This is a genomic window from Rhodobacter sp. 24-YEA-8, from assembly GCF_900105075.1.
Classification (GTDB): domain Bacteria; phylum Pseudomonadota; class Alphaproteobacteria; order Rhodobacterales; family Rhodobacteraceae; genus Pseudogemmobacter.
The window spans coordinates 109,069-133,138 of sequence record NZ_FNSK01000004.1 but is presented as its reverse complement, the minus strand read 5'-3'; the positions used below and the strand labels follow the sequence as shown (position 1 = coordinate 133,138).

At 61.1% G+C, this 24,070-nt stretch carries 20 protein-coding genes and 1 pseudogene; 9 read left to right on the top strand and 12 right to left on the bottom strand.

All coding sequences use genetic code 11. The features are described 5' to 3' along the window. Complete coding sequence (locus tag BLW25_RS21000) at nt 1-1,173, bottom strand: ABC transporter permease (RefSeq protein WP_171909689.1); 1,173 nt, start codon at nt 1,171-1,173, stop codon at nt 1-3. A 73-nt stretch (nt 1,174-1,246) separates the two neighbouring features. Next, entirely contained in the window at nt 1,247-2,290 is a 1,044-nt protein-coding gene (locus BLW25_RS20995; protein WP_171909688.1) for an ABC transporter substrate-binding protein, read from the bottom strand. Between the two features lie 282 nt (nt 2,291-2,572). Between BLW25_RS20995 and BLW25_RS20990 the strand changes: the two genes are divergently transcribed. Together BLW25_RS20990 and BLW25_RS24535 are read left to right on the top strand one after the other, a co-directional pair. Continuing rightward, complete coding sequence (locus BLW25_RS20990) at nt 2,573-4,132, top strand: aldehyde dehydrogenase (RefSeq protein ID WP_092903810.1); 1,560 nt, start codon at nt 2,573-2,575, stop codon at nt 4,130-4,132. 501 nt (nt 4,133-4,633) lie between these two features. Then, nucleotides 4,634-4,792, top strand: coding sequence for a hypothetical protein (locus BLW25_RS24535; RefSeq protein WP_171909687.1), 159 nt, complete (start codon nt 4,634-4,636; stop codon nt 4,790-4,792). 31 nt (nt 4,793-4,823) lie between these two features. On the opposite strand, the gene BLW25_RS20980 is transcribed toward BLW25_RS24535, so the two are convergent. Genes BLW25_RS20980 through BLW25_RS20960 form a run of 5 tightly spaced genes read right to left on the bottom strand, consistent with a single transcriptional unit; the run spans nt 4,824 to nt 9,209 of the window. After that, entirely contained in the window at nt 4,824-5,588 is a 765-nt protein-coding gene (locus BLW25_RS20980) for an HpcH/HpaI aldolase family protein (RefSeq protein ID WP_092903806.1), read from the bottom strand. Then, nucleotides 5,585-6,370, bottom strand: coding sequence for a 2-oxo-hept-4-ene-1,7-dioate hydratase (gene hpaH / locus BLW25_RS20975; protein WP_092903804.1), 786 nt, complete (start codon nt 6,368-6,370; stop codon nt 5,585-5,587). Before hpaH ends, BLW25_RS20980 begins: the two co-directional genes overlap by 4 nt. Nucleotides 6,371-6,422: 52 nt before the next feature. Then, nucleotides 6,423-7,697, bottom strand: coding sequence for a TRAP transporter large permease (locus tag BLW25_RS20970; protein WP_092903802.1), 1,275 nt, complete (start codon nt 7,695-7,697; stop codon nt 6,423-6,425). Continuing rightward, a complete protein-coding gene (locus BLW25_RS20965) occupies nt 7,694-8,188 on the bottom strand; it encodes a TRAP transporter small permease (protein ID WP_092903801.1) in 495 nt (164 codons plus the stop codon). The genes BLW25_RS20970 and BLW25_RS20965 overlap by 4 nt, the downstream gene beginning before the upstream one ends. 34 nt (nt 8,189-8,222) lie before the next feature. Then, on the bottom strand, nt 8,223-9,209 hold the full coding sequence (locus BLW25_RS20960) for a TRAP transporter substrate-binding protein (protein WP_171909686.1): 987 nt from the start codon (nt 9,207-9,209) through the stop codon (nt 8,223-8,225). 224 nt (nt 9,210-9,433) lie between these two features. On the opposite strand from BLW25_RS20960, the gene BLW25_RS20955 reads away from it, so the two are divergent. Together BLW25_RS20955 and BLW25_RS20950 are read left to right on the top strand one after the other, a co-directional pair. Continuing rightward, nucleotides 9,434-10,111: a hypothetical protein gene (locus tag BLW25_RS20955; protein ID WP_143040582.1), complete on the top strand. Its 678-nt coding sequence runs from the start codon at nt 9,434-9,436 to the stop codon at nt 10,109-10,111. Between the two features lie 110 nt (nt 10,112-10,221). Continuing rightward, nucleotides 10,222-10,938, top strand: coding sequence for an IclR family transcriptional regulator (locus tag BLW25_RS20950; protein ID WP_171909685.1), 717 nt, complete (start codon nt 10,222-10,224; stop codon nt 10,936-10,938). A 172-nt stretch (nt 10,939-11,110) separates the two neighbouring features. Here the strand turns inward: BLW25_RS20950 and BLW25_RS20945 are convergent, their stop codons facing one another. The 4 genes from BLW25_RS20945 to BLW25_RS20930 all read right to left on the bottom strand — a co-directional run bounded on the left by BLW25_RS20945 (nt 11,111) and on the right by BLW25_RS20930 (nt 16,165). Beyond that, nucleotides 11,111-11,767 carry a biliverdin-producing heme oxygenase gene (locus tag BLW25_RS20945; RefSeq protein ID WP_092903793.1) on the bottom strand — a complete coding sequence of 219 codons (657 nt, stop codon included), beginning with the start codon at nt 11,765-11,767 and terminating at the stop codon, nt 11,111-11,113. A 63-nt stretch (nt 11,768-11,830) separates the two neighbouring features. After that, nucleotides 11,831-14,416 carry a TonB-dependent receptor gene (locus tag BLW25_RS20940; RefSeq protein WP_216279457.1) on the bottom strand — a complete coding sequence of 862 codons (2,586 nt, stop codon included), beginning with the start codon at nt 14,414-14,416 and terminating at the stop codon, nt 11,831-11,833. Nucleotides 14,417-14,703: 287 nt separating this feature from the next. Continuing rightward, the gene (locus tag BLW25_RS20935; RefSeq protein ID WP_092903789.1) at nt 14,704-15,660 is read right to left on the bottom strand and encodes a FecR family protein; all 957 of its coding nucleotides are present in this window, start codon (nt 15,658-15,660) and stop codon (nt 14,704-14,706) included. Nucleotide 15,661: 1 nt separating this feature from the next. Beyond that, complete coding sequence (locus tag BLW25_RS20930) at nt 15,662-16,165, bottom strand: RNA polymerase sigma factor (RefSeq protein WP_092903787.1); 504 nt, start codon at nt 16,163-16,165, stop codon at nt 15,662-15,664. A gap of 1,011 nt (nt 16,166-17,176) precedes the next feature. On the opposite strand from BLW25_RS20930, the gene BLW25_RS20925 reads away from it, so the two are divergent. The 5 genes from BLW25_RS20925 (at nt 17,177) to BLW25_RS20905 (ending at nt 23,658) form a co-directional block, all read left to right on the top strand. After that, nucleotides 17,177-18,331 (top strand): hypothetical protein, encoded by a 1,155-nt coding sequence (locus BLW25_RS20925; RefSeq protein ID WP_143040581.1) that lies wholly within the window; start codon nt 17,177-17,179, stop codon nt 18,329-18,331. A gap of 357 nt (nt 18,332-18,688) precedes the next feature. Next, nucleotides 18,689-19,204, top strand: coding sequence for an RNA polymerase sigma factor (locus BLW25_RS20920; protein ID WP_092903783.1), 516 nt, complete (start codon nt 18,689-18,691; stop codon nt 19,202-19,204). Nucleotides 19,205-19,301: 97 nt separating this feature from the next. Continuing rightward, the gene (locus BLW25_RS20915; protein ID WP_092903781.1) at nt 19,302-20,315 is read left to right on the top strand and encodes a FecR family protein; all 1,014 of its coding nucleotides are present in this window, start codon (nt 19,302-19,304) and stop codon (nt 20,313-20,315) included. Between the two features lie 113 nt (nt 20,316-20,428). Continuing rightward, nucleotides 20,429-22,969, top strand: coding sequence for a TonB-dependent receptor (locus tag BLW25_RS20910; RefSeq protein WP_092903779.1), 2,541 nt, complete (start codon nt 20,429-20,431; stop codon nt 22,967-22,969). A 71-nt stretch (nt 22,970-23,040) separates the two neighbouring features. After that, a complete protein-coding gene (locus BLW25_RS20905; protein ID WP_216279456.1) occupies nt 23,041-23,658 on the top strand; it encodes a biliverdin-producing heme oxygenase in 618 nt (205 codons plus the stop codon). A gap of 23 nt (nt 23,659-23,681) precedes the next feature. Here BLW25_RS20905 and BLW25_RS25420 read toward each other — a convergent pair. Continuing rightward, a pseudogene (locus BLW25_RS25420) lies at nt 23,682-23,999 on the bottom strand (DUF1403 family protein); the annotation flags it as partial. Between the last annotated feature and the right edge of the window lie 71 nt (nt 24,000-24,070).

The window sequence follows — 24,070 nt, the reverse complement described above, 5'->3', positions numbered from 1 at the left end:
TCAGCTCTTCCCCTTGCCCATAGAGGGCATCAGCCGCCCTGCCACCAGCAGGATCAACCCGGTAAAGAGCAAAAGCAGGAAGGAAAGCGCCGCCGCCATGCCCTGGTTGATAGTGTTATTGGTGAAATAGTCGATATAGTAGCCGACCATCTGATCAGTGATGCCGCCGACCAGCGCGGGTGTGATGTAAAAGCCCACGGAGAGCATGAAGACGATCAGCGCACCGGCACTGAGGCCAGGCAGCGTCAGCGGCAGGTAGATCAGCAGAAACTGTTGCCACGGCTTCGCCCCGAGCGAGGCACCCGCCCGCACATAATCACCTTTGATCCGCGCCATGACACTCAGCAGCGGCAGGATGAAGAAGGGCAGCAGCACATGGACCATCGCGATATAGACCGCTGGCCTTGTGAAAATGATCGCCTTCGGCTCCGAGATCAGACTGGCCGCGCTCAGCAGACCGTTGATCACGCCCTCACGCTGCAACAGGATGAACCAGGCGGTCGAGCGCACGAGGATCGAGATCCAGAACGGGATCAGCACGCACATCATCGCTATCGCCTTGCCACGCCCCGTGAGGGTCGAGAGATACCAGGCAGCGGGGTAGCCAATCACCACGGTAATCAGGGTCACCGCCGCGCTGATGAGGAAGGTGCGGAGAAACAGGCTGCGAAAGATCGCCTGATCCTCGCTGACCGGAACAATGGCGCCGGTGTCATTATAGCGCAGATCCAGAGACCGCAGCACATAAGTGGCGGTATAGGGGCTGCCATGAAGCTTCAGCAGCCGCCAGATCTGTGGCTTCCCCCATTCCGGGGCAATTTCGGGAAGCGAGGTCGCAAAGGGCGCCTCAAGCGTATCCGCGCCGGACCGGGTCTTTGTCAGCGTCGACCGCAGCCCGGTCGATTCAAAGTTCAGCCGCCGGGTCAGCGCCCCGAAAGCGCGATTGTCGAGCCCCGCCCCCATATCGGCGACAACCGCTGCGAAGGCTTCTTCAGGGGGCATCCCCTCACCGTCCCAGGCGTCAAGCGCCAGCGTCGTGCGGGGCAATGCGATGCTTATTTCGGGGCTGTCAAAGGCACGTTTGATTGAGACCCCGATCGGAATGACGAAGCCGATCAGGATCAGCAAAAGAAGAGGCGCAATCAGCAGCCATGAAACGGTCGTTTTGTTCACTTCGCCACCCACGCCCCGCAGTCGGTTCTGGCAGGCGCGTCCTGAAGCGGGCGCCTGCCGGTTCATTCAGTGATCAGCGCGCAGCCCAGGCCGCGAACCGTGCTTCCAGGTCCTCGCCATGGATGACCCAGAATTCGGTATTGATCCGAAGGCCTTCATCCGTGTGGTTCAGAACCATACCCGGATTGCTTTCGCGGATGACCGGATCCTCGTTCACCTCTTTATTGGCCGGCGAGATTGGCCAGATTTTCGCCTGCTCGCGCAACGGGCCAACATCGGTGATCCAGTCGAGCATCTTCATCGCCTCATCTTTCTTCGGCGAACCGGCGACAACTGCCCAATAATCGACCGAATAGATCAGCGTGTTCCAGTCGAGCTGGTAGTCTTTCTTGTCTTCGTTCATCGCGCGCAGGATACGACCGGTGAAGGCCAGCGCAAAGTCGACCTCGCCGCTGCCGACGAATTGCAAAGGCTGCGCGCCGGTGCTCCACCAGACGACATGGCCTTTCAGCGTATCAAGCCTGGCGAAAGCACGGGCCACGCCCTCTTCGGTGGCGAGAAGCTCGTAGACCTCTGCAGAAGGCACGCCATCCGCAAGCAGCGCCGCCTCAAGCGTCATCTGAGCAGTAGAGCGCAGGGACCGCTTGCCGGGGAATTTCTCAACATCGAAGAAGTCCGCGAAGCTCTGCGGTCCGGCGGCATGTTTCGATTTGTCATAGAAGACAACTGCGCCCCAGCCGGCGCCGCCAATCCCACATTCCAGCGCTGTTCCGTCGATGAATTTATCTTTTTTGACAATATCATAATCGACGGGTTCGAAGATCCCGTCTTCACAGCCGCGCAGCAATTCCGGCTCGCCGATCATCTGGATGTCTTCGGTGACCTGACCGGTTTCGACCATGGAATAGATCTTGGCCAGCTCGCCGTCTGACGCATCATCCTTGACCTTGATTCCGGTCGCTTCGGTAAAGCTTTTGAACAGCGTCTCGCGCGCCGCATCCTGATAGCCACCGCCCGGCCCGATGATCACAAGGTCGCGCGCCTGCGCCCCTGCAGCAAAGCCGAGTGCCAGCGGCAATGCCAGCAGGACGGAGTTCCGGAGCCTTCTTTCTCTCATTTTGGTCACTCTCCTGTCAGAGGGCAGGCGACACACCGGCCCATTATCGTTATCCGGAAGCAGGCAGCTTTCTGCTGCCATCAGGTCGCATGGCGCCGGATAGTTTATATAGTAGCAATAATAATACATTTATATATTTGGCAAGCAGATTTTGCTTCCGGACATATCGCAGACCTGCGGAGGCGGCCATGACAGCCGAGACAGCATCTTGCAGGGCAGATGTGTCTTAAGCTATATTGTAGCCACTATAATACATTTGTCACGCAAAACAGGACGGTTGCCATGCCTATCTCCAACCCGACCGGGCCCTTCCAGCCGCAGGCCGCCAATCCCGCCATCCGTCCGACCCCGGCCCGCGATGGCATTGTCGAATACCAGCTCTATATCGACGGCGCCTTCACCCCCGCAGCTTCGGGCGGCCGAATCGAATCGACCGATCCGGTCTCCGGCGAAGTCTGGTCCACCATCGCCCGGGCGCAGAATGAAGATGTCGACCGCGCAGTCATGGCCGCCCATCGCGCGTTCAACGATCCCGCCTGGCGCAGCCTGTCTGCCACGGCGCGCGGCGCGCTGCTGCGCAAGCTCGGGGATCTGATCACTGAAAACGCCGCCTGGCTCGCCCAGCTGGAGATGAAGGATAACGGCAAGCTGATTGCCGAGCTGACCGTCCAGATGAACTACCTGCCGAATTACTACTATTACTATGGCGGCATGGCGGACAAATTGCAGGGCGCAACCATCCCGACCGACAAGCCGGGGGTGATCAACTACACCCGCTATGAGCCCCTGGGCGTCGTGGCCTGTATAATGCCCTGGAACTCGCCCCTGCCGCTGATGAGCTTCAAACTCGCTGCGGCGCTTGCGGCGGGAAATACCGTGGTGCTCAAACCGTCGGAGTTCACCTCGGCCTCGACGCTGGAATTCGTGAAGCTGGTGGAACTGGCCGGCTTCCCGAAAGGTGTGGTCAATGTGGTGACCGGCTATGGCCATGAGATGGGAGAGGCCCTTGTCGCGCATCCGAAGGTCGAGCGCATCGCCTTTACCGGTGGGCCGGTCGCAGGGCGGATCATCAATGAACAGGCTGCCCGCGCGATGAAACGGGTCACACTGGAGCTGGGCGGCAAATCCCCGAACATCATCTTCGAAGATGCCGATCTGGATCAGGCGGTCAAAGGTGCGGTTGCGGGGATCTTTGCGGCCTCGGGCCAGACCTGCGTGGCAGGTTCGCGCCTGTTGCTGCAGCGGTCCATCCATGACCGCTTTATTGAAAGGCTGGTGGACTTCCTGAAGGATATCCGCTTCGGCCACCCGTCGGACCCCGACACCCAGATCGCGCCGATCTCAACCGCGCCGCAGCTGGCAAAGATCGAGGAATATGTCGCCATCGCCACCGCCGAGGGCGCAAAGCTGGTGCGCGGCGGAAAACGTGCCGCTGTCGCAGACTGGCCCAACGGGCTGTTCTATGAGCCCACGATTTTCACCGACGTGAAGAATTCGATGCGGATCGCGCAGGAAGAAGTCTTCGGCCCCGTCCTTTCGATCATCCCGTTTGAAGACGAGGAAGAGGCGGTGCAGATCGCCAATGATACCATCTTCGGTCTGGCCGCAGGGGTCTGGACCCGCGACCTCGCCCGTGGTCTGCGCATGACGGAAAAGATCCGCGCCGGCACGGTCTGGGTGAACAACTACCGTTCCACCTCGATCACCTCGCCCTTTGGCGGCTTCGGGATGAGCGGCATCGGTCGCGAAGGTGGCATGACCGGCATCATGGAATATGTTGAACTGAAAAGTGTCTGGCTCTCGACAGGGGTTGAAATCCCGAACCCCTTCATCCGGCGCTGATCCGGTCAGCGTTCCCGCCGGATCGACACATTTCGACGGGCGCCGCCCGGGCAAGCTGCACGGTTTGCTCGGGCGTGTAGAGCCCTCACCAATGACTGTTCAAAATCATGCTGAGTCAGCGGAGACCAGGCCGCAGACACAGCAATCCCTTCAATCCGGACATTGCGAACCGCAGCTATGCGGTTTGACGCCGCGCCTGAGAGCAGAGAGAATTTGGTATCTCAGGTCAGAGATCGCCTGTCGACTGCCGCACGTCAATCGAGCTCACCAGGGCCGCAATGACAGCGGGGCTGCGATGGCTTGGATGTTCGACACCCCCGACAGGGCCTTTGCCTTCTTCAGGTGCAGCTGCCCCCGTGGGATTTACGACAACATGAAGACGGCGATGGACACCGTGCGCTCGCTCTTCGCGGCTTCTGTCACAAAAATTGCCGCCCCCCCGATTTCCCGGTCGGTCGCATCTGTCTTTTGCATGCCAGCGGAATCGAAAGCGCGGTCATGATGGCCGGATTCAGGGGCCTTCACTTTCCGAAGTCGGTGATCACGCATGTCGCTTTCTTCTGCTTCAGCTACGCTGTCTCCTGTCGTGACCCGGAAAAGATCATGGCCGGGCGCGGTGGCGAGGTCGGGTATGTGACGCTGAACCGCCAGATCGTGTAAATCGCGCCACCGTCTCAGTTCCGCGCCGGCGTCAGAGGGTGCGGGCCGATTTCAGCAAGCTCTCTGCGCCACGGGCCAGAATGCCAGCGTCAACACCTACGGCCAGGAAATCCACCCCGGCGGCCAGAGCCTTTGACTGCAAGACCGGATCCCCGGTCAGGAGCCCGGCGGGCTTGCCAGCTGCGCGGATGCGGCGCAGAGCATCGAGAACCGCTGCCCGCATATCGTCATGGGTCTGCTCCGCGCCATATCCAAGGCTTGCCGCCAGATCTGCCGGGCCGACGAAAAGCGCATCCACCCCCGGCACCGCCGCAATATCCTCAAGCGCGTCCAGCGCAGCCCCGGTCTCGATCTGAATCACGGTACAGATCTCCTCTGCCGCATGGTCGAAATAGCCCGGCACCCGGCCAAAACGGGTCGCGCGGGTCAGGGCCGAAACCCCCCTTATCCCCTCGGGCGGATAGCGGGTCGCGGCCACGGCGGCCTCGGCCTCTTCGCGGGTCTGGACATAGGGGATCAGCAGGCTCTGGGCGCCAAGATCAAGAAAGCGCTTGATCAGCACCGGATCATTCGCAGCCGGACGCACCACCGGGCTGACCGAAGGATAACCGGCGATTACCTGAAGCTGCGGCAGCACGGTCAGGGGATCTGCGGGCGAATGCTCGGTATCGAGCAACATCCAGTCATAGCCTGCGCCGGCAATCACCTCTGTCGTCAGGCCCGAAGACAATGTGCTCCAGAGCCCGAACTGTGTCTTGCCCCGCGTCAGCGCGGCCTTGAACGCATTGGTGATCATTCGAACCTCACGCTGATCGCGCCCATGGGGCCGTAATCGGCCTGGATCACATCGCCCGCAGCAATATCCACCGGCCGGGTGAAAGAGCCGCCCAGAATGAACTGACCCTTGCGCAGGATCTCGCCCTGATCTGCAAGTTTGTTCGCAAGCCAGGCCACCCCCGCAGCCGGATGACCCATGATCGCAGCCGAGACGCCGGATTCCTCGATCACCGCGTTTTTCGACAGGGTAGCGCCGACCCAGCGGATGTCGATGTCGAAGGGTCGTACCGGCCGGCCGCCGACAACCACGCCGCCCGAGGCCGCGTTATCGGCAATCGTATCGGTGATCGCGCGCGGCACCTCGGTGCGGTAGTCGATGATCTCCAGCGCGGGCACCACGAACTCGGTTGCCCGCATCACGTCATAGATATTGCAGCCCGGGCCCGTCAGATCTTCGCCAAGGATAAAGGCCAGCTCGACTTCGAGGCGCGGCTTGATGAAGCGCCCTGCCGGAATTGTCTGGCCATCACGGAACATCATATGATCGAGGAGCGCACCATAATCCGGCTCGGTCATTTTCGATGCCATCTGCATCGCGCGCGAGGTAAGGCCAATCTTGTGACCGACCACCCTGCGGCCCGCCTCCAGATGGTGGCGCATCCAGCGCCGCTGGATCTCATAGCTCTCGGCGAGGGTCAGGCCGGGATGGCTGCGCGAAAGCTGCGGGATGATCTGCTTCGAAATCTCGGCGTCGTAGAGCGCGCGGGCGGCCTGGTCGAGATCGGTTTCGGTCAGGGACATCAGATTCCTCAAAGGCTAATGGCAGAATAGAGGGGCGCCGGAGGCTGCGGCCTTACGGCAACAATCCCGGCAGCCAGAGCGAGATGAAGGGCAGATAGGTCACCGCCATCAGCACGGCGATTGCGACGCCGATCATCGGCAGGATCGCTTTGGTCACCTCTTCGATCGACAGTTTACCGATGGCGCAGACAATCATCAGGCACAGGCCAAGCGGCGGCGTCACCATGCCGATCACCAGATTAAGGCAGACGATAACTCCCAGATGCACCGGATCGACCCCGATCTGCGCGGCAAGCTCGGTCAGCACCGGCAGCGTGATGATCATCGCGCCGATAGGTTCGAGGAAACAGCCCAGCAGCAAGAGGAAGATGTTGATGATCAGCAGCACGACATATTTGTTATCGGAAATCGACAGCATGGCGCCGACGATCTTTTCCGGGATCCGCTCGATACCGAAGACGAAGGATACGATGCTGGCCATGGCGACAATCAGCATGATGCCTGCGGTCATAATGGCCGAATTTACGGTGGCAGTGTAAAAGCTCTGCCAGGTCAGGCTGCGATAGAGGAAGACGCTGGCCGCCAGCGCATAGAGCACTGCTATCACTGCCGCCTCTGTCGCGGTGACGATGCCGAACCGGATGCCGCCAAGGATCAGGAAGGGCAGCAGCAGCACCGGCAGCACACGAATAAAGGCCCGGGCAAGCGCCCGCCAGCCAATCCAGCCACTGCTGGGATGATTGTTGCGATGCGCCGCCCACCAGGCATAAAGCGCCAGCGCCAGGGCAAGCAGAATTCCCGGCACGATCCCGGCCAGAAACAGCGCCGAAATCGAAGTGCCGGTCAGCGCGCCAAAGACCACCAGTTGCAGACTGGGCGGGATCATCGGCCCGATCAGCGAGGAAACCGCAGTCAGCGCCGCCGCATAGGGCGCGGGGTAGCCTTCGCGCTTCATGCCGGGGATCAGGATGGTGCCCATTGCCGCTGCATCCGCTGTGGCAGAACCGCTGACGCCCGAGAAGAACACGCTGGAGCTGACATTGACCTGGGCGAGACCACCCTTCAGATGGCCAAAGGCTGCCTGCGCAAGATCGATGATCCGGCCGGAAATCCCGCCCACAGTCATCAGATTACCGGCCAGGATGAACAGAGGCACCGTCAGCAGGATGAACTGATCAACGCCGACGATCAGGCGCTGCGGCAGGGCGATCAGCAGATGCGACTGGCCGACGATCACCAGATAGGTCACCGAGGCAAGCCCCAGCACCATCACCACCGGCACACTCAGCAGGAGGAAGATGGCAAAGCTGCCCATGAAGAGGCTCATGCCAGATCTCCTTTCGGACGGGCCAGTTCCCGCAAAGTGCACAGAAGATTGCCCAGCACATGGCAGGCAAGGATGGCAAAGCCCACCGGCACCGCCATATAGATCCACTGCATCGGGATCCGCAGCGCCGCCGCTTTCTGGACCGCATTCATCTGGGCGAATTGCCAGCCATACCAGATCAGCAAACCCAGCAGTGTCAGCATCGAAAGATGGACCAGCACCGAGAACACCAGCGCAATACGGCGACTGAACCGCTGCGTGAAGATCGTGACACCGATCATCTCGCCCCGATCATAGGACAGACCCGCGACGATGAAGGTGATGAGGATCAGGAGGAAGCGCGCCGCTTCCTCCGGCCAGAACAGCGCAGATTGCAGCGCATAGCGCGACACCACCTGAAGGGCCGTCAGAAGGACGATCCCGACCATACAGGCGAAGGCGAAAGCCCCTATCACCTTTCGATAGAGACTGAACAGGGAATGGACAGACATTTACGGGCTCTCCGCCTTTCGCTCGTGCGGGGGATCAGTTGGCCGCAGCGGCGCGAACGTGATCGGCAAAGGCCTTCACCAGCGGGTCGCGGGCCTCGTAGTCTTCGACAAGCGGCTGGACAAGCGCACGGGCTGCCTCGACATCGTTGAATTCGACAACCTTGACGCTTGCAGCTTTCAGCTCTTCAAGCGCATCCATTTCCTGCTGTTTTGCCGCAGCGACCTGGGTTGCGATTGTCTTGCGGGCTGCCTCGGCCAGTGCGGTCTGCTCGTCGGGAGAGAGACGGTCATAAAGGCTTTTGTTGACCACCAGCACGCCCGGGAAGAAGAAATGCCCGGTCAGGCTGAATTCCCGCGCCGCCTCGTAGAAGCGCTCGCCATAGACGGAAGAGACATTTATCTCTGCACCGTCAAGTACACCGGTTTCCAGCGCGGTATAGACTTCGCCATAGGCCATCGGGGTCGGCGCTGCACCAATCGCCTCGAAGATCGCGATATGCAGCGGGTTCGGAACCACGCGCACGCGCAGCCCCTTCATATCCGCGACCGTATTGACGGTGACCCGGTTGTTCAGGAAATGACGGAAACCACCCTCATAATATCCCAGCCCGGTCATGCCCAACCCGTCCAGGCTGACAAGCATGTCCCTGGCCGGCGCCGAGACAAAGGCCTCGGCCAGCTCGTCATAGGACCCAATCAGCCAGGGAAGCTGCAGCGCGTCCATCACCGGCGTGAACAGCGAGAAGGTCGAGGAAGAAATGATCGCAGCGTCCACGGTGCCAAGCCGTACACCTTCCAGAAGCTGACGGTCGTCGCCAAGCTGACGAGCCGGATAGATGCTGATTTCAATCGTGCCATTGCTTTCAGCGGCAACAGCGTCGCGGAACATTTCCGCGCCAATATGGAACGGGTGCGAGGTCTGGGTCACATGGCCCAGGCGAATGGTCACGTCAGACAGGGCCGCGCCCGCCGACACACAGACAGCGGCAGCAACACTGATCGCAGCACAGAATCGTTTCATCGTCATCCTCCCCTTGGCCTCCCAACCAACATCATGAGCAGACCGTATCTGTGAACGAGATATCGGTATCGATTAATGTTGTTTTCAAATGCACGGGTGATTGTCAAGCGTATCGTAACGACATACGATACTGCTGTCTCGTTGATCAATACGATCACGGAATCGAGTGAGCGACCCCGCTACCCCTGATCCGGGGCAAGTCGGGGGAATGGGAAGGACGAATGATGACAAAAGTGGTTTTGCGGCTGACGGAAGATGTTTTTCCCGCCGGTTTCACGCAACATGCCTATCTTCCGGCGGCGGCGCGGGCAATTTATGTTGTCGAAGGCGATGTGACAGTCGAATTCAGCGATGGCGCGCAAAATCACCAGGCCGGGGGGGCATGGCTTGGTCAGAGCCCTGTGGCCCTTTCAGGCGGACCGAACGGGACTCGGCTCTGGCGTTGGGATCTTGTGGCACCAGATGCGCCCGGGGATGGCAGGCTGCAATCGGCACCGGGCGTCACCTCGACGGCCCGCCTCTCGGCAGAGCTTGATCTTGATCCGGCGCAGGAATGGCTGCTGCGCTGCGACCGGGTCGGCTTTCCCCCGGGCGGCGTCGCACTGACCCATGTTCATCAGGGGCCTGGCATCCGTTGCTGTCTGAAAGGCGAGATAAGCATCGAGACCCCCAGCGGGAAAGGCACCTATGGGCCGGGCGATCCCTGGCTGGAAATCGGTCATGAGCCGGTGCTTGCCCCCACGACCGAAAGCAGCCCGACCTCCTTCATCCGCACTTTCGTGCTGCCGAGAAATTGCCGCGGCCGCAGCTCTATCCGGTATGTGCGCCCCGAGGATGCAGCGGCACCGAAAGTTCAGGACTACTTTGTTTTCGGTGAACGTTTTATAGATTTGCCAGGATAATATGTGAGGTGGGAATGAAGCCGCATTTGGTGCCGGGCGCAGCAGCCGATGATTTGCCCGCTGATGGCCAGGCCGATGTATTGCCGAATGCGGTCATCTCGCTTCTGATCATGGAGGCGCTGGCCGGGGCCGATGCGGCGCTTGGGGTCAGCGATCTGGCACGGATGCTCGACATGCCGAAAGCGCGTGTCCACCGGCATCTCTCCGGTCTGCGCGAACATGGCTATGTCGTGCAGACCGGACGCAACAACCGTTACACGACCGGCTGGCGGCTGCATCTTCTGGGGCAGCAGCTCGTGCGCAAATTCGACATCATGGAAATTGCCCGCCCCGTGATGGAAGAGCTGCGCGATCAGGTCGGGCAAACCGTCGTCATCTCGACCTTCAATGAAAACGAAGTTGTGGTCATCGACGTGGTTTCCGGGCGCAGCCTGCTGGAAATCGGCCTGCGGCCAGGCACGCGCTTCGCGCTCAACACCGTGGCGCAGGGTAAAATCGCCCTGGCGTTCGGCCCGCAGGATCTGCGCGACAGATTGTTCGGAGCGGCGCTCACCGCCAGCACAAGCCACACAATCACCGATCCCGACCGCCTCCGGGCTGAAATCGATCTGACCAGAAATCGGGGTTGGGCCGATGCGCCGGAAGAAATCTTCTCTGGTATTAATGCGATCGCCGCCCCTGTTTTGCGTAACGACCGCACGCTGTTCGGCGCTCTTGCCCTGGTAGGGTCGATCGACTTCATTCCGAAAACACCCGATCCGCGGATTATCCGCTTGCTTCAGGATAGTGCGGAACAGATATCGGCCGGGCTGGGTTACCGGATCTGACAGTGAAGATCAGGCGCAATCCGGCATCTATGAACCGCATCTGCACCGGCGAAGCCATTCCAGCGCGATAGCCGGCGGGTTCAGGCCAGGTCATCCCGAGCCCTTACACCCTGGATTCCTCGTGTGAATCCCGATCGCTGGTGACTGCTGCAACAGCGCCCTGCGGTTTGTACTAGCTGACCCCGGGAAAGGTCACCGTTTCACTATCGGACGGTCTTCCTGCGAGATGTTCAGCTACGAGAGAGCGAACACATTCAAAGGCGACATTTGCGCCTGTTATAGCGCGGGCCTGTTCCGCTTCTGTAAGCTGCACTGCATCGAGTGCTGCCCTGAAGTCGCGCCACTGTTTGGCACGACCTTCCGGGGCTTCAGCCAGGTGACGGGCGCCATGTGTGGCCGAAAGCCCCAGCTTCAGGGCAGCCCTGAAAAGGAAGGCGGCGCCGAGATTAGAACCCTCGACAACATAAAGCCAGCCAAGGGCCTCGGGGAGCCCGGTATCCTCGGCTGTTGCAGGTGCCGTGACATAATCCGGCAGGGTAATGCCAAGATCAGTTGCGTCCTGCACAACGGCCGCAAGCCGGGCACGGTTCGGCAGATCAGGGATAAGATTTTGCAGCACCTGGGCGTCATAGAGAGGCGACACATCGCGGTGGAATGCGTGCTGGACCTTAAGGAATTTACTGTAGTTCGAGATGCTGTCAAAGGGGCGGGCGGCCATGATCGACGTGTCGAGCTTTTCATGAGTCGATTGGGTCGCTGCACGCAGAACCGCCGCGCGGTCGGATACCTTGCCCCGCGCCGGTGCTGCGGATGTTTCCTGATCGATCATGTTCTGGAGCCTGTTGTCATGAGGGCGGTGATTTATCCGGGCGCATGGCGCCCGGATCATGTGTCAGAATTTCGCAGTGAAGTTTATGCGGAAGGTCCGACCGGGCGCGGGCATCAGCGCCGCGTTTAGCGCATCCATGTAGTAGCGGTCAGTCAGGTTATCGATGGCAAAGTCGATCTGCTTTGCATCGTCGATCCTGTAGGTCGCATAGACATCGACCAGCGTATAGGGGTTCCACTTACCCGGTTGAATCTGCGAAGTATTTGCGACCGTGGTTTCAACGAGGCGGCGTGAAAAATAGCTGATCCGGGTGCCGATATCCAACCTGTCATTGAGAAGCGTATAGCCGAGCTGCAGCGTGACCTGATCCTTTGGCGGCACATGTTGCAGCGCATAGCTGTTAACGAAACCACCACCATTGCAAAGCTCCTGGTTCCACACCGTTCCGGGTCGGGCGCAGTAACGTGACGTGATCGCGTGATTCCAGGTCAGCCTTGCAGAGAAATCGCCCCGCACATAATCGGCCGCGACTTCGATCCCCTTCATTCGGGCATTCTCAAGATTGAGCATCCCCAGCCCGCCAATGAACCAGTTGGGGGCGAGTTCGGTCGGAACGTCCGAACGCGTCACATAGTTGTCGATATTGTTGTCATAATAGGCCAGATGCAGGCGCAGGGCGTCATCTTCTGCCAATACGCCGGCAAAGGATTTGTTCACGCCCAACTCCAGGCTTTTCGCGTTTTCCGGACGCAGATCTGCGGGAACACTTCCGGTCGAGAAGCCGTTGATCGTCTCGAAAATGCTTGGCATTCGGAAGCTGTCGGAATAGCGGGCATAAAGCTGAAGTGTTTCTGTCGGTGCCCAGCTGAGCGAGATGTTTTTTGACAACCCATGACCGGAAAGCGTGGTCGTTTGACCCGGGACCAGGTTGAAACGCATATTCGGCCAGTAGCTTACGCCGTCCCAGGCCAGCTTGTAATTGTGGTCGGTCGTTTCGAAATCCGCGTAACGCAGGCCCGCAGCGATCTGCCATTCCGGATTGATCTGCCAGTCGGCATTTACGAAGCCGCTGATCTCGGTTCGCTTCCCGGTTCTTGGTGGAAACTCCATCTGATCGGTGAAGGCGCGGTTGTTTTCCAGACCATCCGGCAGCCCCATATTCTCGCGCTGCCATGCACCACCATAGGTCAGCCTGAAGTCGCCCGGAATTGCCGTGATGAGACTTTCATTGGAAATGGTAACGCCGTCGCGCACGACGCGGGACCAGATATAGGATGTGGTCGTTATGCCATTGACGGTTGTCAGGCTGGTCGGGCGGTGATCGAGGTCGGTTCTGAAAGCATCGACCTTGAGATTGACCAGATCGCTTTCCGGATCCCATTTATAGCGCAGAGTATAGGTCTTCAGATCAAGCGTATCGAGCGGCGACTGATAGCCGCCCACGGCACTTGTATGCGTGCCAAGTCGGGTGGGCATGATCTCGCCATAGCTGCTGTCATATCCCATATAGCTGAGTTCGAACTCTTGATCCGCCCCGATGCGGAAATTGCCCTTCAGCAGGACCGAGGTATTCTCATTCGAGGTGTTGAGGATCTCCTCGCCGCCTTTCCAGGGCGAGAGGCCTTCATAGCCGATCACATTCGAGCCATAGCCGTTATCCCCGAACTCGACGAGATGGGCCTGCCCCCGGCCATGCTCGCCGGAAAAATAGTTGCCGTTGACGCGGCGGGCAACCGAGGCAACCAGATCGACATTTTCCGAGGTGAAGGCGGCAGCGATACTGGCGCTGCCGCCTGTCGGCTTCAGGAGCCCTGGGCGATTCATATTGCCGCCATCGCGCGTATTTGCGGGCTGGCCGATCGGGAAATAGCCGCCCGCGACCCCGCCCAAAGTCTGTACCTCCGGCGCGGAAGTGCTGTTTGTATTCACCCCGGTGCGGATCCGGAACCCCAGCTTTTTGCCAGGCAGCGGGATGTCGTGGACCGAAAGCGTCCGCATCCGCATGATACCGCCAATCGCGCCCGAGGCATCGGCGCCCGTGCTGGCACCCTTTTCAATTGCGACCTCACCGATGAAATCAGGGTCGACATAGCTGCTGGACCGGGCACCGTTATAGCCGCGATAGACAGTCTGCTGGTTGCTGGCGCCGTCAATCACCACCGCAACGCGGCCTTCGCCCTGCATCCCGCGAATATTGACATCAAGCGCACCGGAATTGCGGCTGTCGCCATTCAATACGCCAGGCACACCAGAGATAAAGTCGCCAACAGATGTGCCGCGCTTTTGCGCCACTTCCTCACCCGAAACATAGGCGACCGAGCCTGCCGTTTCGAAAGTGTCGTCATGGCTGCCAAGACTGCCGCCCCCCAGAAGGATGGTGCCCAGCATGACATTGCCGGCAGGATCTGCGCCCGTTTCCTCAGCGGGCCGGCCAAAGATAATGACGCTGCGTGCGTCGCTGAAACTGTAGCTGAGCCCGGTATCGGACAGGAGCCGCGAAAGCGCCTGCTCGGGCGGCAATGTCCCGGTCAGCCCGGAGGTATTTTTGCCCGATGTGGTGGCATCCAGATACGAGATCTGCACGCCCGCCTGACGACCCCAGACGACCAGCGCCTGCCCCAGCGGGCCCGCCGGAACAGAGAAGCGCACCTCTTCCAGGATTTCCTGTGCAATAGCCGCAGGCGCAAACACCGCCGCCTGTGCTGCAAACATCACCGTGGATAGCAAAAGAAGCCGACACAGGCTTCCTGTTCCCGGCCTCACCGGGTAATAGTCTGAAACTGCACGTATTTCGCCCACGGCGTCCCACTCCTTCGGTCAAACTGAACTGGAGGGTGCGCCGTGCCTCGTTCCGCTGGAACGCCGTGGGTATTGCCCGACCCTGTAAGTAATACAATCGGACAGGCGATTCATTCGGCATAAACTGCGAAAAAAGTTCAGACTGCGGAAATAACGGTCAAAAGGCCGCTTGCATGGCGGATCCTGGCGCCGGTCGGGTGAACCGCTGCCGCCAATGCGCGCTCGGGCTCTGAGATGTCAAAAAGCCCGCTCACCCTGGCTCGCGCGATCTCCGCCCCGGCGATGATAACGGAGCCGGGCAACCAGCGCGCGATCCGGGCCACCAGCGATTCAAGCGGCTCAGCTTCGGCGATGATCAGCCCCTCTTTCCAGATACCGGCAAGCGATGGATCGCGGCTGCCCTGTTCCGAAAGACCGGTTGACGGGTCAATGCGGAGCCATGTTCCGCTGTCGATCCGCTGTGATACGCGCCCGGCCAGGCTGAGCGTTCCCCGACTGACCGCCAGGTTGACGACGCCGGCATCACTTGACGCCTCGAATGAGGCGCTGATCGTCCGCGCCTCCATGCTGTCTCCCAGTCCCAGCACGAATGGCAGACTCGGATCCTCGGCCACTTCGAACCAGGCCATTCCCTGCAAAAGCCGGAGCTCGCGGGGCCTTTGCGATGCGGGGCCGGCGATTGCGCTGTCCGGGCCCAGAGTGACGCGTGTTCCGTCCGGCAATTCCAAAGGCAAGAGCTCAGCGGTAGTCGTGATATGGTCGGCAGTCAGGCGCAGGCGCAGGTGGGGCACAGCCCAGGCGCCGGCCAAACTGCAGCCGATCACGGCAACTCCGCCCGTCACCAGTTTGCGTCTGGAGATGCCGCGCCCGCCCGCCTCTGGTGCGAGGGCGATGCCGCTAAGACCATGGGCTTCGGCGACGCGCAGCCAGATGCGGTCATGCTCGGGCGAGCGCGCGCGCCAGACAGCAATGGTCTGCTGCGTGACCGGATTATCCGGGGCGATCTGCCGCCGCATCGTCAGATCAATGGCCTCATCCAGCAATCTGGCACTTTTGCTGTCCGGATCTGGCCGAGTTGCGAAAGCGCAGCACATGTCACGTGCCTCCGGTCCGCAGGACAATCAGGCGATAAGTCGCGCGGATCAGCTCCCAGGTGCGGGTGGTCGAGAGGCCCAACTCCTCCGCAATACGAGCTATGGCGAGGTTTTCCATGCGGTGCAGCAGGAAGGCGCGGCGCTGCCGCTCCGGCAGTTCCGCCAGAACCGCGGCGACAAGGCGTAGTTGCTCGCGGCTTACGAGAATGCTCTCGGTATCGGGTGCGCCGGCCTGCGCAGCCTTCGCTTCGGGATCATCCAGCGGAAGAACGAAGATAAGCGCCTGCCGTTTGGTGTGGTTGACCCAGAGATTGCGCGCCACCCGGTGGAGATAGGCCTGCATCAGATGGTCCGCCGCATCACTGTCCGGCCGTGCGGCTATCGTTCTGACAAACGCATCCTGGGTCAGATCGGCAGCTGTTTCAGCATCAAGGCCGCGCCTGCGCAGGGCGCTGCTGATACCCGGTGCATGCCGCCGAAAAAGGCCCTGAAAGTCCCAGGCCATGCCTGACGCTCCGATTGTTGCCGGTTCCAGTCGCCGGGCAAGACGAATCCACCCGGTGGCTGAGGGTCTGTTTCTGCTTTTTTTGGCCTCGGCTATGGCGGAGATGCTGCGTTTCCCGAACCCTGTCAATTGCTATCCGGCCTTTGTGTCGTGCGGCTGGTCTGCGTTCAGCATGCACACCAGCAGGTGGTCATGATCGGTATCGCATCATTGGTGCCAGCAAAGGGTATCCTGGAGTCTCAACAGAGCACAGCCGCCCGGCTGGAACACCATGTCCGGATTTCAGAACAATCTCCTTCTGAATTTCAAGCAGACAATGAAACCACACGACATCTATCTCGGTCGGCCCGCCGTTTCCGGCAAGAGCTTCATACCTACCCAGCATATTCGCTCTGTGTCGTAAGGCGGTGAGCCCAGGTAGTTTTCAAGTTGACATGTTGAACCGTAGCGCCACGGGCACCGCGGCAAACCGGCTGAAGCATTTCCAGGAGGGCACGGTCGACCCATTATCGATGATCGGCATCGACCACTGTATCTTGACGGAATTCCCGGAATGCTGCCGTCCGACCGGGACCGCAACAGTTTTTCTGTTGCGGCGACGGCTCATCTTTCCGGTGAGAATTAGCGCCGCGGAAAGATAATCAGGTCATGTTGGCCCATGATTTCCCTGGCTCTGTAATGTCGGATCTAAAACTGCGCGCCCCAGTGGCCTTCTGTACAGATGCGATTTTGGAAGGTTGCCCGGTAGTAGCCCTAAGATGCGATCCCTTCAGGGCGGCGTCCTGGATACCTGAAGGCCAATGGTCCGTTCTGCCGTCCGGCGGCGCGCAGGGCGTAACGCCGCCGCCGACCGCCCATCGAAGCTATGGCTCAGGGGCCTACTTGCGTGCCGCGCGGCCCTCTTTATCTCGCACCCGATTTTTTGAACACAGGCAATGGCTTCCCGTACTTGCAACCCGGAGAGGTTGGCTGCAGCCTCTCGCCCGACTTCACGGCAACAAGGGGATAGTCATGGCATTCAGACACAGAATGGTCAGCGCCTTGATCGGTATGGCGGCGATGACATGGCTTCCGGCGGCGGCCAGTGCCCGAGAGGATGCCGATCTGCGCGTCCTGATGGCGCTGTTGCCTGCTTCTGTCTTTACGTCGGCAGAGCAGGGCTATGTCGAATATCTTGGCCTTGCACAGCTTTTGGGAAAAGACGGTTCACTCTCGTCGGAGCATCTTGCCAGACTTGCCTGGGGCGCGAACATCCGGCCAGTTGCGGCTCTGGGCGCGGACCCGGCGCTGTTTCGCGCCAGATCCGGTATCGGGTTGAGCGATCTGCGCTGGCTGGCTGGTTTCGGACAGGCGCCGCAGGAAATCTCGCTCTGGGGGTTCCCGGATGCGTCTGCCGCTCAGGGCGCCTTTGACGGCCTGGCCGACCTTGGCTTCGCGCGGGCCGGGCTTCTGCCCGGTGTGCTGGCAAATGGCGATCCGGGCGCGATGGACTTTGCCCGCTCTGACGTGGCAGATCCATGGCGCGGCCCGATGGGCAGAACCTCCACAGTCACTTTGCGTGACGCGGCCCTGCTGCAGGCCGCAACTTCGGCCGATTTCGCGCCTGTGCTTGGCGCGTCAACGACCGCGCTTGAGAGCGATGCAGGACGTATCGCGCTTGCCGGGGTCGAATATGAAAGCGAGGGCGTGATCCAGGCCCTGATCCTGTCGCCGCTTGCCGTGGGGGCGCAGTCTGTCGATCCTGCATTTCTGATCGGCAAGACCCAGGAAGAAGCGCAGGCCGCATTCGAGGCCGAAGTCGCGAATATCTCCGCAGGGCTGCCGCTTTATTCAGGTGCCATTCTGGCCGAGGTCGTGACGCCGTCCGGCGCACAGGCCGTTCTTTCTCTCGCCTATCCAAGCTGCGCCGAAGCGGAAGAGGCGCTCGCGCGGGCCCCTTTGCTTTGGACCATGATGAACCCGGCCTATGTTCCCGCAGCCGCCAGACTCACGGGCCAGACCGTTGATGCGGCCCCAGGCTGCGCGGCGCGGATCGTGCTCGCCCCGGCTGAGGACAGCGAGGCTGGCAACCTCCCCGTCTTGCGTTCGGTTGTGACCGGCATCCAGTTCCGCGATGTGGCGATCCTGCGTATCGGTTCCGCGCCCGCTGCGGCAGCGGCTGACTAGCCGCCACCCCGGCAGGTATCGCCGGCGCTCCAACCTTCTGGCGGGCGGGTTTCTGCGCCACACGCCGAATGGCCGCTTAGCGGGCATACTGTCGCACAGCATTCTCGCTCTGCGACCGGCGGCAATGGGCCGGCGCCCTGGGGCCGCCCCTTTCGAGCCGCCGAGATGTATTTTCCGACAGCAATCAATGCGCCGCGCATTGCGGATCTGCCGTTATTTTTCTAATCAGGGGCAGAGCCATGTAAGCTCCGTCATGCGGAGCGGCACAGCCAGAGCATCGGGAAGCACAGGCACAACCGCCGCCCCTGCGGCTTCCCATCAAGCATCGCCAGGCTCGGCCCCCGTGGTTTCCGTTCCATGTCCAACACGCTGGATACGATCTTTATTGCGCAACGGCAGGCCCTGACCGGCTCTGTCCTGCGGCTTGTACGCGACAGGCAGGTGGCGACCGATCTGACCCAGGAAACCTATCTGCGAGCGCATAAAGCGGCACAACAGCAGGAAATCATCCATATCGAGGCCTTTCTGTTCCGCACCGCGCGCAATCTGGCGCTGGATCATCTGCGCAGGAGCCGCTTACGCCAGACCGCAGCGCCGTCGGATCCGGAAGCCGACAGCGTCGCACAGATCCCCTCCTGCGCGCCCACTGCCGAAACCGTGCTGATAGACCGTGAAAACCTGCGCCAGCTGACCGAGGCTCTGCGGCAACTCCCGGAACGGGTGCGGACGGTGGTGCGGCTCAGCCGGATCGAGGAATGGCCGAACAAGCGGATCGCGGCAGCGCTGGATGTGTCCGAGCGGACGGTGCTGAATGATCTGAAACTGGCAATGATGCATTGCCGCGATGTGCTGGCAAGGCGGGGGCGAACATGACGCATCACCCTCCTTCCCCACGTTACGGGTTTCTTTGCGCTTTTCCGGCGGTGAAACGTCAATACCAAAGTGGCACAGGCAATCATCGGATGACCCAATGACACGAGAGAGACAGGAAACAGACAGCGCGACCTTCACGCATGAGGATCCGGTGGCCGATCAGGCACTGGACTGGTTCGTGAACCTGCGCAATGAGGCGCCCTCTGCCCGGGCGAGCCAGGCCTTTGCGGACTGGCTGGCCGAAGACAGCCGTCATGCCGATGAATTCCTGCGGCTTGAGGACATGTGGGGTGCGCCCGGGTTTCGCGACGCTGTTCTTGCGGCGGCACCTGCGCAGTCCGGCGTCTTCGGGCTGCGTTCTGCCAGTCGCGCTGCCGGTCGCAGCGCCTGGCCGCGTATGGCCCGCGCAGGTGTCGCGGCAGCGGCGGTTTTTATGCTGGCTTTGGGGATCTGGCAGGGGCCGCATCTGTGGCGCATCTGGCATTCGGACTTCTACACCGTTGCCGGTGAACAGGCGAATCTGACCTTGCCAGACGGATCAACAATGATCCTCAACACGGCAAGCGCCGTGGCGATCGATTTCGCGGATGGACGCCGTGAGATCCGGCTTCTGGAAGGTGAGGCCTGGTTCGGCGTTATCCCCGATACGTCGAGACCGTTCCGCGTGACCGGGCAATATGGCACCGTCACCGTGACCGGGACGAAATTCAGCCTGCGGCTTGGCGCGGATCATGACACGGTCGTGCTGGAAGAGGGCCGGGTCGAGGTTGCAGGCTCCGGCGCGGTGGCACCGCCGGTCACGCTGGAGCCGGAACAGATGATTTTCCTCGGGCCTTCCGGCCTGTCGCAGGTGCAGGCGGCCGACAGTGCGAGCGCGCTCGCCTGGCGCCAGGGGCGGATCCTGTTCGACGAGACCCCGCTCAGCACCGTCGTCGATGAATTGCAGCGCTATCGCAGCGGGACAGTGATGATGATGAATTCCGCCGTCGCCGGCATGGCCGTCAGTGGCAATTACCGCCTCGATGATGTCGAGACCGCAATGCGGATTCTGGCCGAGACCGCCGGGCTCAGTCTGACCAGGATTCCCGGGGGGATCATAATTCTTCGTTAAACACTCAACTATTTTTTCCGTTTCACGCTTCCGAAACGTCATGCCTCTGAAGGGCCCGGGGATCCACATCTGAAACCACAGGAGCGGCCCGTGACCTGCAAAGGGATAGGGACATGACTGCACCGCATTTTTCCGGCCAGAGGCCAGCGTCACGGGCCAAAGGCTGGTTTCTTCTGACAACGATCCTCTGCTGCCTGGCGACAGCGCCAGCACTGCGGGCCGAAACGGAAGCCCGGCCCGGTATGGCAGAGAGCCGGTTTGATATTCCGGCGCAACCACTGCCCTCGGCGCTTGCGGCCTTCATCAAAGCAACCGGCTGGCAGCTCAGCTACCCGTCCTCGGCGGCGCAGGGCAAGATGTCACCCGGGGTCCGGGGGGCAATGTCGCCAGCCGAAGCGCTGGAACGCCTGGTTGCCGGCAGCGGTCTGGCTGTGCACCAGGGCGGAGCCAATGCCGCGGCCCTGGTCGAACAGAGCCGTGACCAAGGGGCCGCTGATGGATCCGTCATGCTGGGCACCATCGTTCTTGGCAGCGCCCAGATGGCAGATGCGGCTTTCACCACCCCGGGGTCGGTCAATGTGATCACGACCGAACAGATCGACCGTTTCACCACCGGCACCGTGTCCGATGTCTTCAAATCGGCGCCCGGCGTGATCTCTGCCGGCAACCGCGTCGGGCCATCCGTCGATCTCAACATCCGCGGCCTGCAGGGACAGAGCCGGGTCAGCGTCACCGTCGATGGCGCGCGCCAGACCAGTGGCAGCTACCGCGGCTATCGCGGTTCGCGCAACGAGACCTATATCGACCCCGATTTCATCGCGGGCGTTGATATCTCGAAAGGCCCCTCCTCCGGGGCAGGCGGCGTTGGCGCGATGGGGGGCGTGGTCAATATGACCACGATCAACGCCGAAGATGTGCTGGCGCCTGGCAAGGATCAGGGCTTTCGCCTGCGTTTCGGCACGGCATCGAATTCGGTCGGTGCCCCGGCCACCGGCACTGAGGCCGGTCGCAGCGGCGGCAGCGGCTTCAACGGTGACGCCTGGAACGGAAGCGTTGCATGGGCGATGAAACGCGAGAATTTCGACCTGGTGCTCGGGGCCTCACGACGCAGGTCAGGCAATTATTTCACCGGCTCGCATGGCCAGGAGAACTACAATACCACGGTGCATGGCACGCGGCTGCCAAGGGATCGCCCGATCTCGGTCTATGGCAAGGACAGCGAGGTTTTCAACACCTCGCAGGATGTCGCGACATATCTTGGCAAGGCGACCTGGACCTGGGGCGATCACAGCCTGCGGCTCAACGTCTCGCATTATCGCAATGTCTATGGCGAGACCGATGAGACGATGCTGAATTTCGGCCTGCCCGGCAGCATCATCTATATTCCGCCCAGCGAGTTCATCCACAGCAAGACCACGACGAAATCGGTGGGCCTCAGCTACAGCTACACCCCCGACAACGAGCTGATCGACCTGCGCGCAAGCCTCTGGGCCACCGAGGTCGATACCACCAGCGGGGTGATCCGCTCCCAGCTTGGCGGCACCGGCGAGACCAGCAACCGCACCTTCGGCGGCGATATCACCAATACCTCGCATATTTCGACCGGGGCCGGTCTGTGGACCATGAGCAACGGCATCGAGGCCGTTCTGGAGCGCGGGCGCAGCGACCAGATCACACTGGTCTATCCCTGGGCCACCAGCTATCTCAGCGCGAACCCGAATGCCAACCGCCGGCTCGCAAGTTTCTTCCACAAGAGCAAACTTGAAATCAATGACTGGCTCACCGTCTCGGGTGGCTTTCGCTATGATTACTACAGCCTTGAAGGCAAGGGCCTGACGGCGGGGCTGGGCGATCAGAGCCGCAACCAGCTGAGCAGGAATTTCGGCATCACCCTCGCGCCGCTCGAAGGGATGCAGATATTCGCCACCTATACCGAAGGCTGGCGCCCGCCAAGCCTGCGCGAACAGGGCGCGTTCGGGGCGGGTTCCATCACCATCAATCCGGATCTCGAACCGGAACGGGCGAAGAATATCGAACTGGGCGTGAATTATGCCCGGGACGGCCTTTTGCGCGACGATGACCAGATGCGGGTAAAGTTCGTTCTCTTCCGGAATGATTACGAAGATTACATCATCCGCAAACGCGCGCCGCTCAGCACCTATACCTGGGGCAATATCGAAAAAGCCGCGTTCCGCGGGGCAGAACTGACGCTGAATTACGATACCGGCGCCTTCTTTGTCGAAGGCAATGTCACCCATTACAGCAAGGTCGAAATGTGTGACGCCGGGACATGTGGCTTCACCACCGGGGCCACCGATTACGGCATCGTCAATATGCCGCCCAGGACCAGCGGGTCGCTGACGGGCGGCGCGCGGATGCTGGAGGATCATCGCCTGACGCTCGGCCTCAGGGCCTGGCATACCGGGCAGCGCTACAGCGGCTATGTCATGCCGGCCGGCGCAGTGAACCCGCCGACCTATTACACGAAAAGCACCATCCTTGATCTGTTCGGCTCTTACAGGGTCAACGAGACCTCCTCGCTGGATTTCAGTGTCGAGAACCTCACCGACCGCTTCTATATCGAGCCGCTTTCCGCCACGCCCCAGGCCGCACCGGGCCGCACGGCGCGGGTCAACTTCACCATGAAGTTCTGACCCCCTTCCCCGGGGCCGGGCAGCAGCAGTTGCCCGGCCTTTCCGTCCCTCACTCTCCGGCAGGCATGATCTTGACACTTCACGACACACCCACCGCATCTGAACCCACCGGCACATATGGCCGTGCCCGGCGGCTGCGCGAGGCCACCCATTCCACCCATGAGCGCCTTGACGCCGCGATCATGGCCGCGCGCCCATTTGAAAGCGTGCAGAATTACGCGCGGTTTCTGAAGGTGCAGTCTGGCTTTCACCGCGATGTGGCGCCGCTTTACCAGGATCCGGCGCTGCAACAGGCCTTTCCGGGCCTCGCAGGCCGGTCCCGCTTTGCAGCGGTTGCGGCAGATCTTAACGATATCGGTCTTGCCATCGCCGACGATACGACCTTGCCCCCTGCAGGAGAGGGGATGGATTTGCCCGAGGCGCTCGGCTGGCTCTATGTCGTCGAAGGATCGAACCTTGGCGCCGCGTTCCTGTTCAAGGCTGCGCTGAAAATGGGGCTTTCCGCCGATCATGGCGCCCGCCATCTCGCCGAAGCGCCCGAGGGGCGGGCGGCGTCCTGGCGCCGTTTTAAAGAGGCCCTAGACGCCGTCGCGCTGAGCAAAGCCGAAGAGGCCCGCGCCATCGCCGGCGCAGAGGCGGCCTTCCAGCGGGTCAGAAGCCTGGTCGCTGCCTTTCTGACGCCTGTATAAAACTCTGCCGCCAAGGCGCTCATCTGCCCGGCGGGGCCAGGACCACCGCCGGGTTTAGGCTGCGTAAAGGCATCACGCAGCTGCGCCTGGCCCTCCCGGGACCCTTCCAGCCGGGAAACCGCTGCGGGCGCAAAGTGCGCGAGACGCTTGCCCCACAGGACGCAGACCAGACCTCCAGACCCGGCGATCGGATCCAGCGCAGCCAGAGCTGACCTGGAAGAAAACACCGCCGTCTCAATATCTTCCAGCCTCACAGCACGCCGGACCCATCGCGGCAGGGCCGGAGGATTTTTGTGTGTCAGGGGCGATTTCTCAGCACGGACACTCGGGAACGTCGACATGATACGGCGCTTATATCCATCTATTTTCAAATTATAAGCCGCGCTCGTCAATTTCGTTTTATGATCAATAA

Excerpts from the sequence above, each read along its gene's own strand:
- BLW25_RS20995 (WP_171909688.1), bottom strand. The coding sequence starts at position 2,290 with ATGAGAGAAAGAAGGCTCCGGAACTCCGTCCTGCTGGCATTGCCGCTG.
- BLW25_RS20990 (WP_092903810.1), top strand. The coding sequence starts at position 2,573 with ATGCCTATCTCCAACCCGACCGGGCCCTTCCAGCCGCAGGCCGCCAAT.
- BLW25_RS24535 (WP_171909687.1), top strand. The coding sequence starts at position 4,634 with ATGGCCGGATTCAGGGGCCTTCACTTTCCGAAGTCGGTGATCACGCAT.
- BLW25_RS20980 (WP_092903806.1), bottom strand. The coding sequence starts at position 5,588 with ATGATCACCAATGCGTTCAAGGCCGCGCTGACGCGGGGCAAGACACAG.
- hpaH (WP_092903804.1), bottom strand. The coding sequence starts at position 6,370 with ATGTCCCTGACCGAAACCGATCTCGACCAGGCCGCCCGCGCGCTCTAC.
- BLW25_RS20970 (WP_092903802.1), bottom strand. The coding sequence starts at position 7,697 with ATGAGCCTCTTCATGGGCAGCTTTGCCATCTTCCTCCTGCTGAGTGTG.
- BLW25_RS20965 (WP_092903801.1), bottom strand. The coding sequence starts at position 8,188 with ATGTCTGTCCATTCCCTGTTCAGTCTCTATCGAAAGGTGATAGGGGCT.
- BLW25_RS20960 (WP_171909686.1), bottom strand. The coding sequence starts at position 9,209 with ATGAAACGATTCTGTGCTGCGATCAGTGTTGCTGCCGCTGTCTGTGTG.
- BLW25_RS20955 (WP_143040582.1), top strand. The coding sequence starts at position 9,434 with ATGACAAAAGTGGTTTTGCGGCTGACGGAAGATGTTTTTCCCGCCGGT.
- BLW25_RS20950 (WP_171909685.1), top strand. The coding sequence starts at position 10,222 with ATGGAGGCGCTGGCCGGGGCCGATGCGGCGCTTGGGGTCAGCGATCTG.
- BLW25_RS20945 (WP_092903793.1), bottom strand. The coding sequence starts at position 11,767 with ATGATCGATCAGGAAACATCCGCAGCACCGGCGCGGGGCAAGGTATCC.
- BLW25_RS20935 (WP_092903789.1), bottom strand. The coding sequence starts at position 15,660 with ATGTGCTGCGCTTTCGCAACTCGGCCAGATCCGGACAGCAAAAGTGCC.
- BLW25_RS20930 (WP_092903787.1), bottom strand. The coding sequence starts at position 16,165 with ATGGCCTGGGACTTTCAGGGCCTTTTTCGGCGGCATGCACCGGGTATC.
- BLW25_RS20925 (WP_143040581.1), top strand. The coding sequence starts at position 17,177 with ATGGCATTCAGACACAGAATGGTCAGCGCCTTGATCGGTATGGCGGCG.
- BLW25_RS20920 (WP_092903783.1), top strand. The coding sequence starts at position 18,689 with ATGTCCAACACGCTGGATACGATCTTTATTGCGCAACGGCAGGCCCTG.
- BLW25_RS20915 (WP_092903781.1), top strand. The coding sequence starts at position 19,302 with ATGACACGAGAGAGACAGGAAACAGACAGCGCGACCTTCACGCATGAG.
- BLW25_RS20910 (WP_092903779.1), top strand. The coding sequence starts at position 20,429 with ATGACTGCACCGCATTTTTCCGGCCAGAGGCCAGCGTCACGGGCCAAA.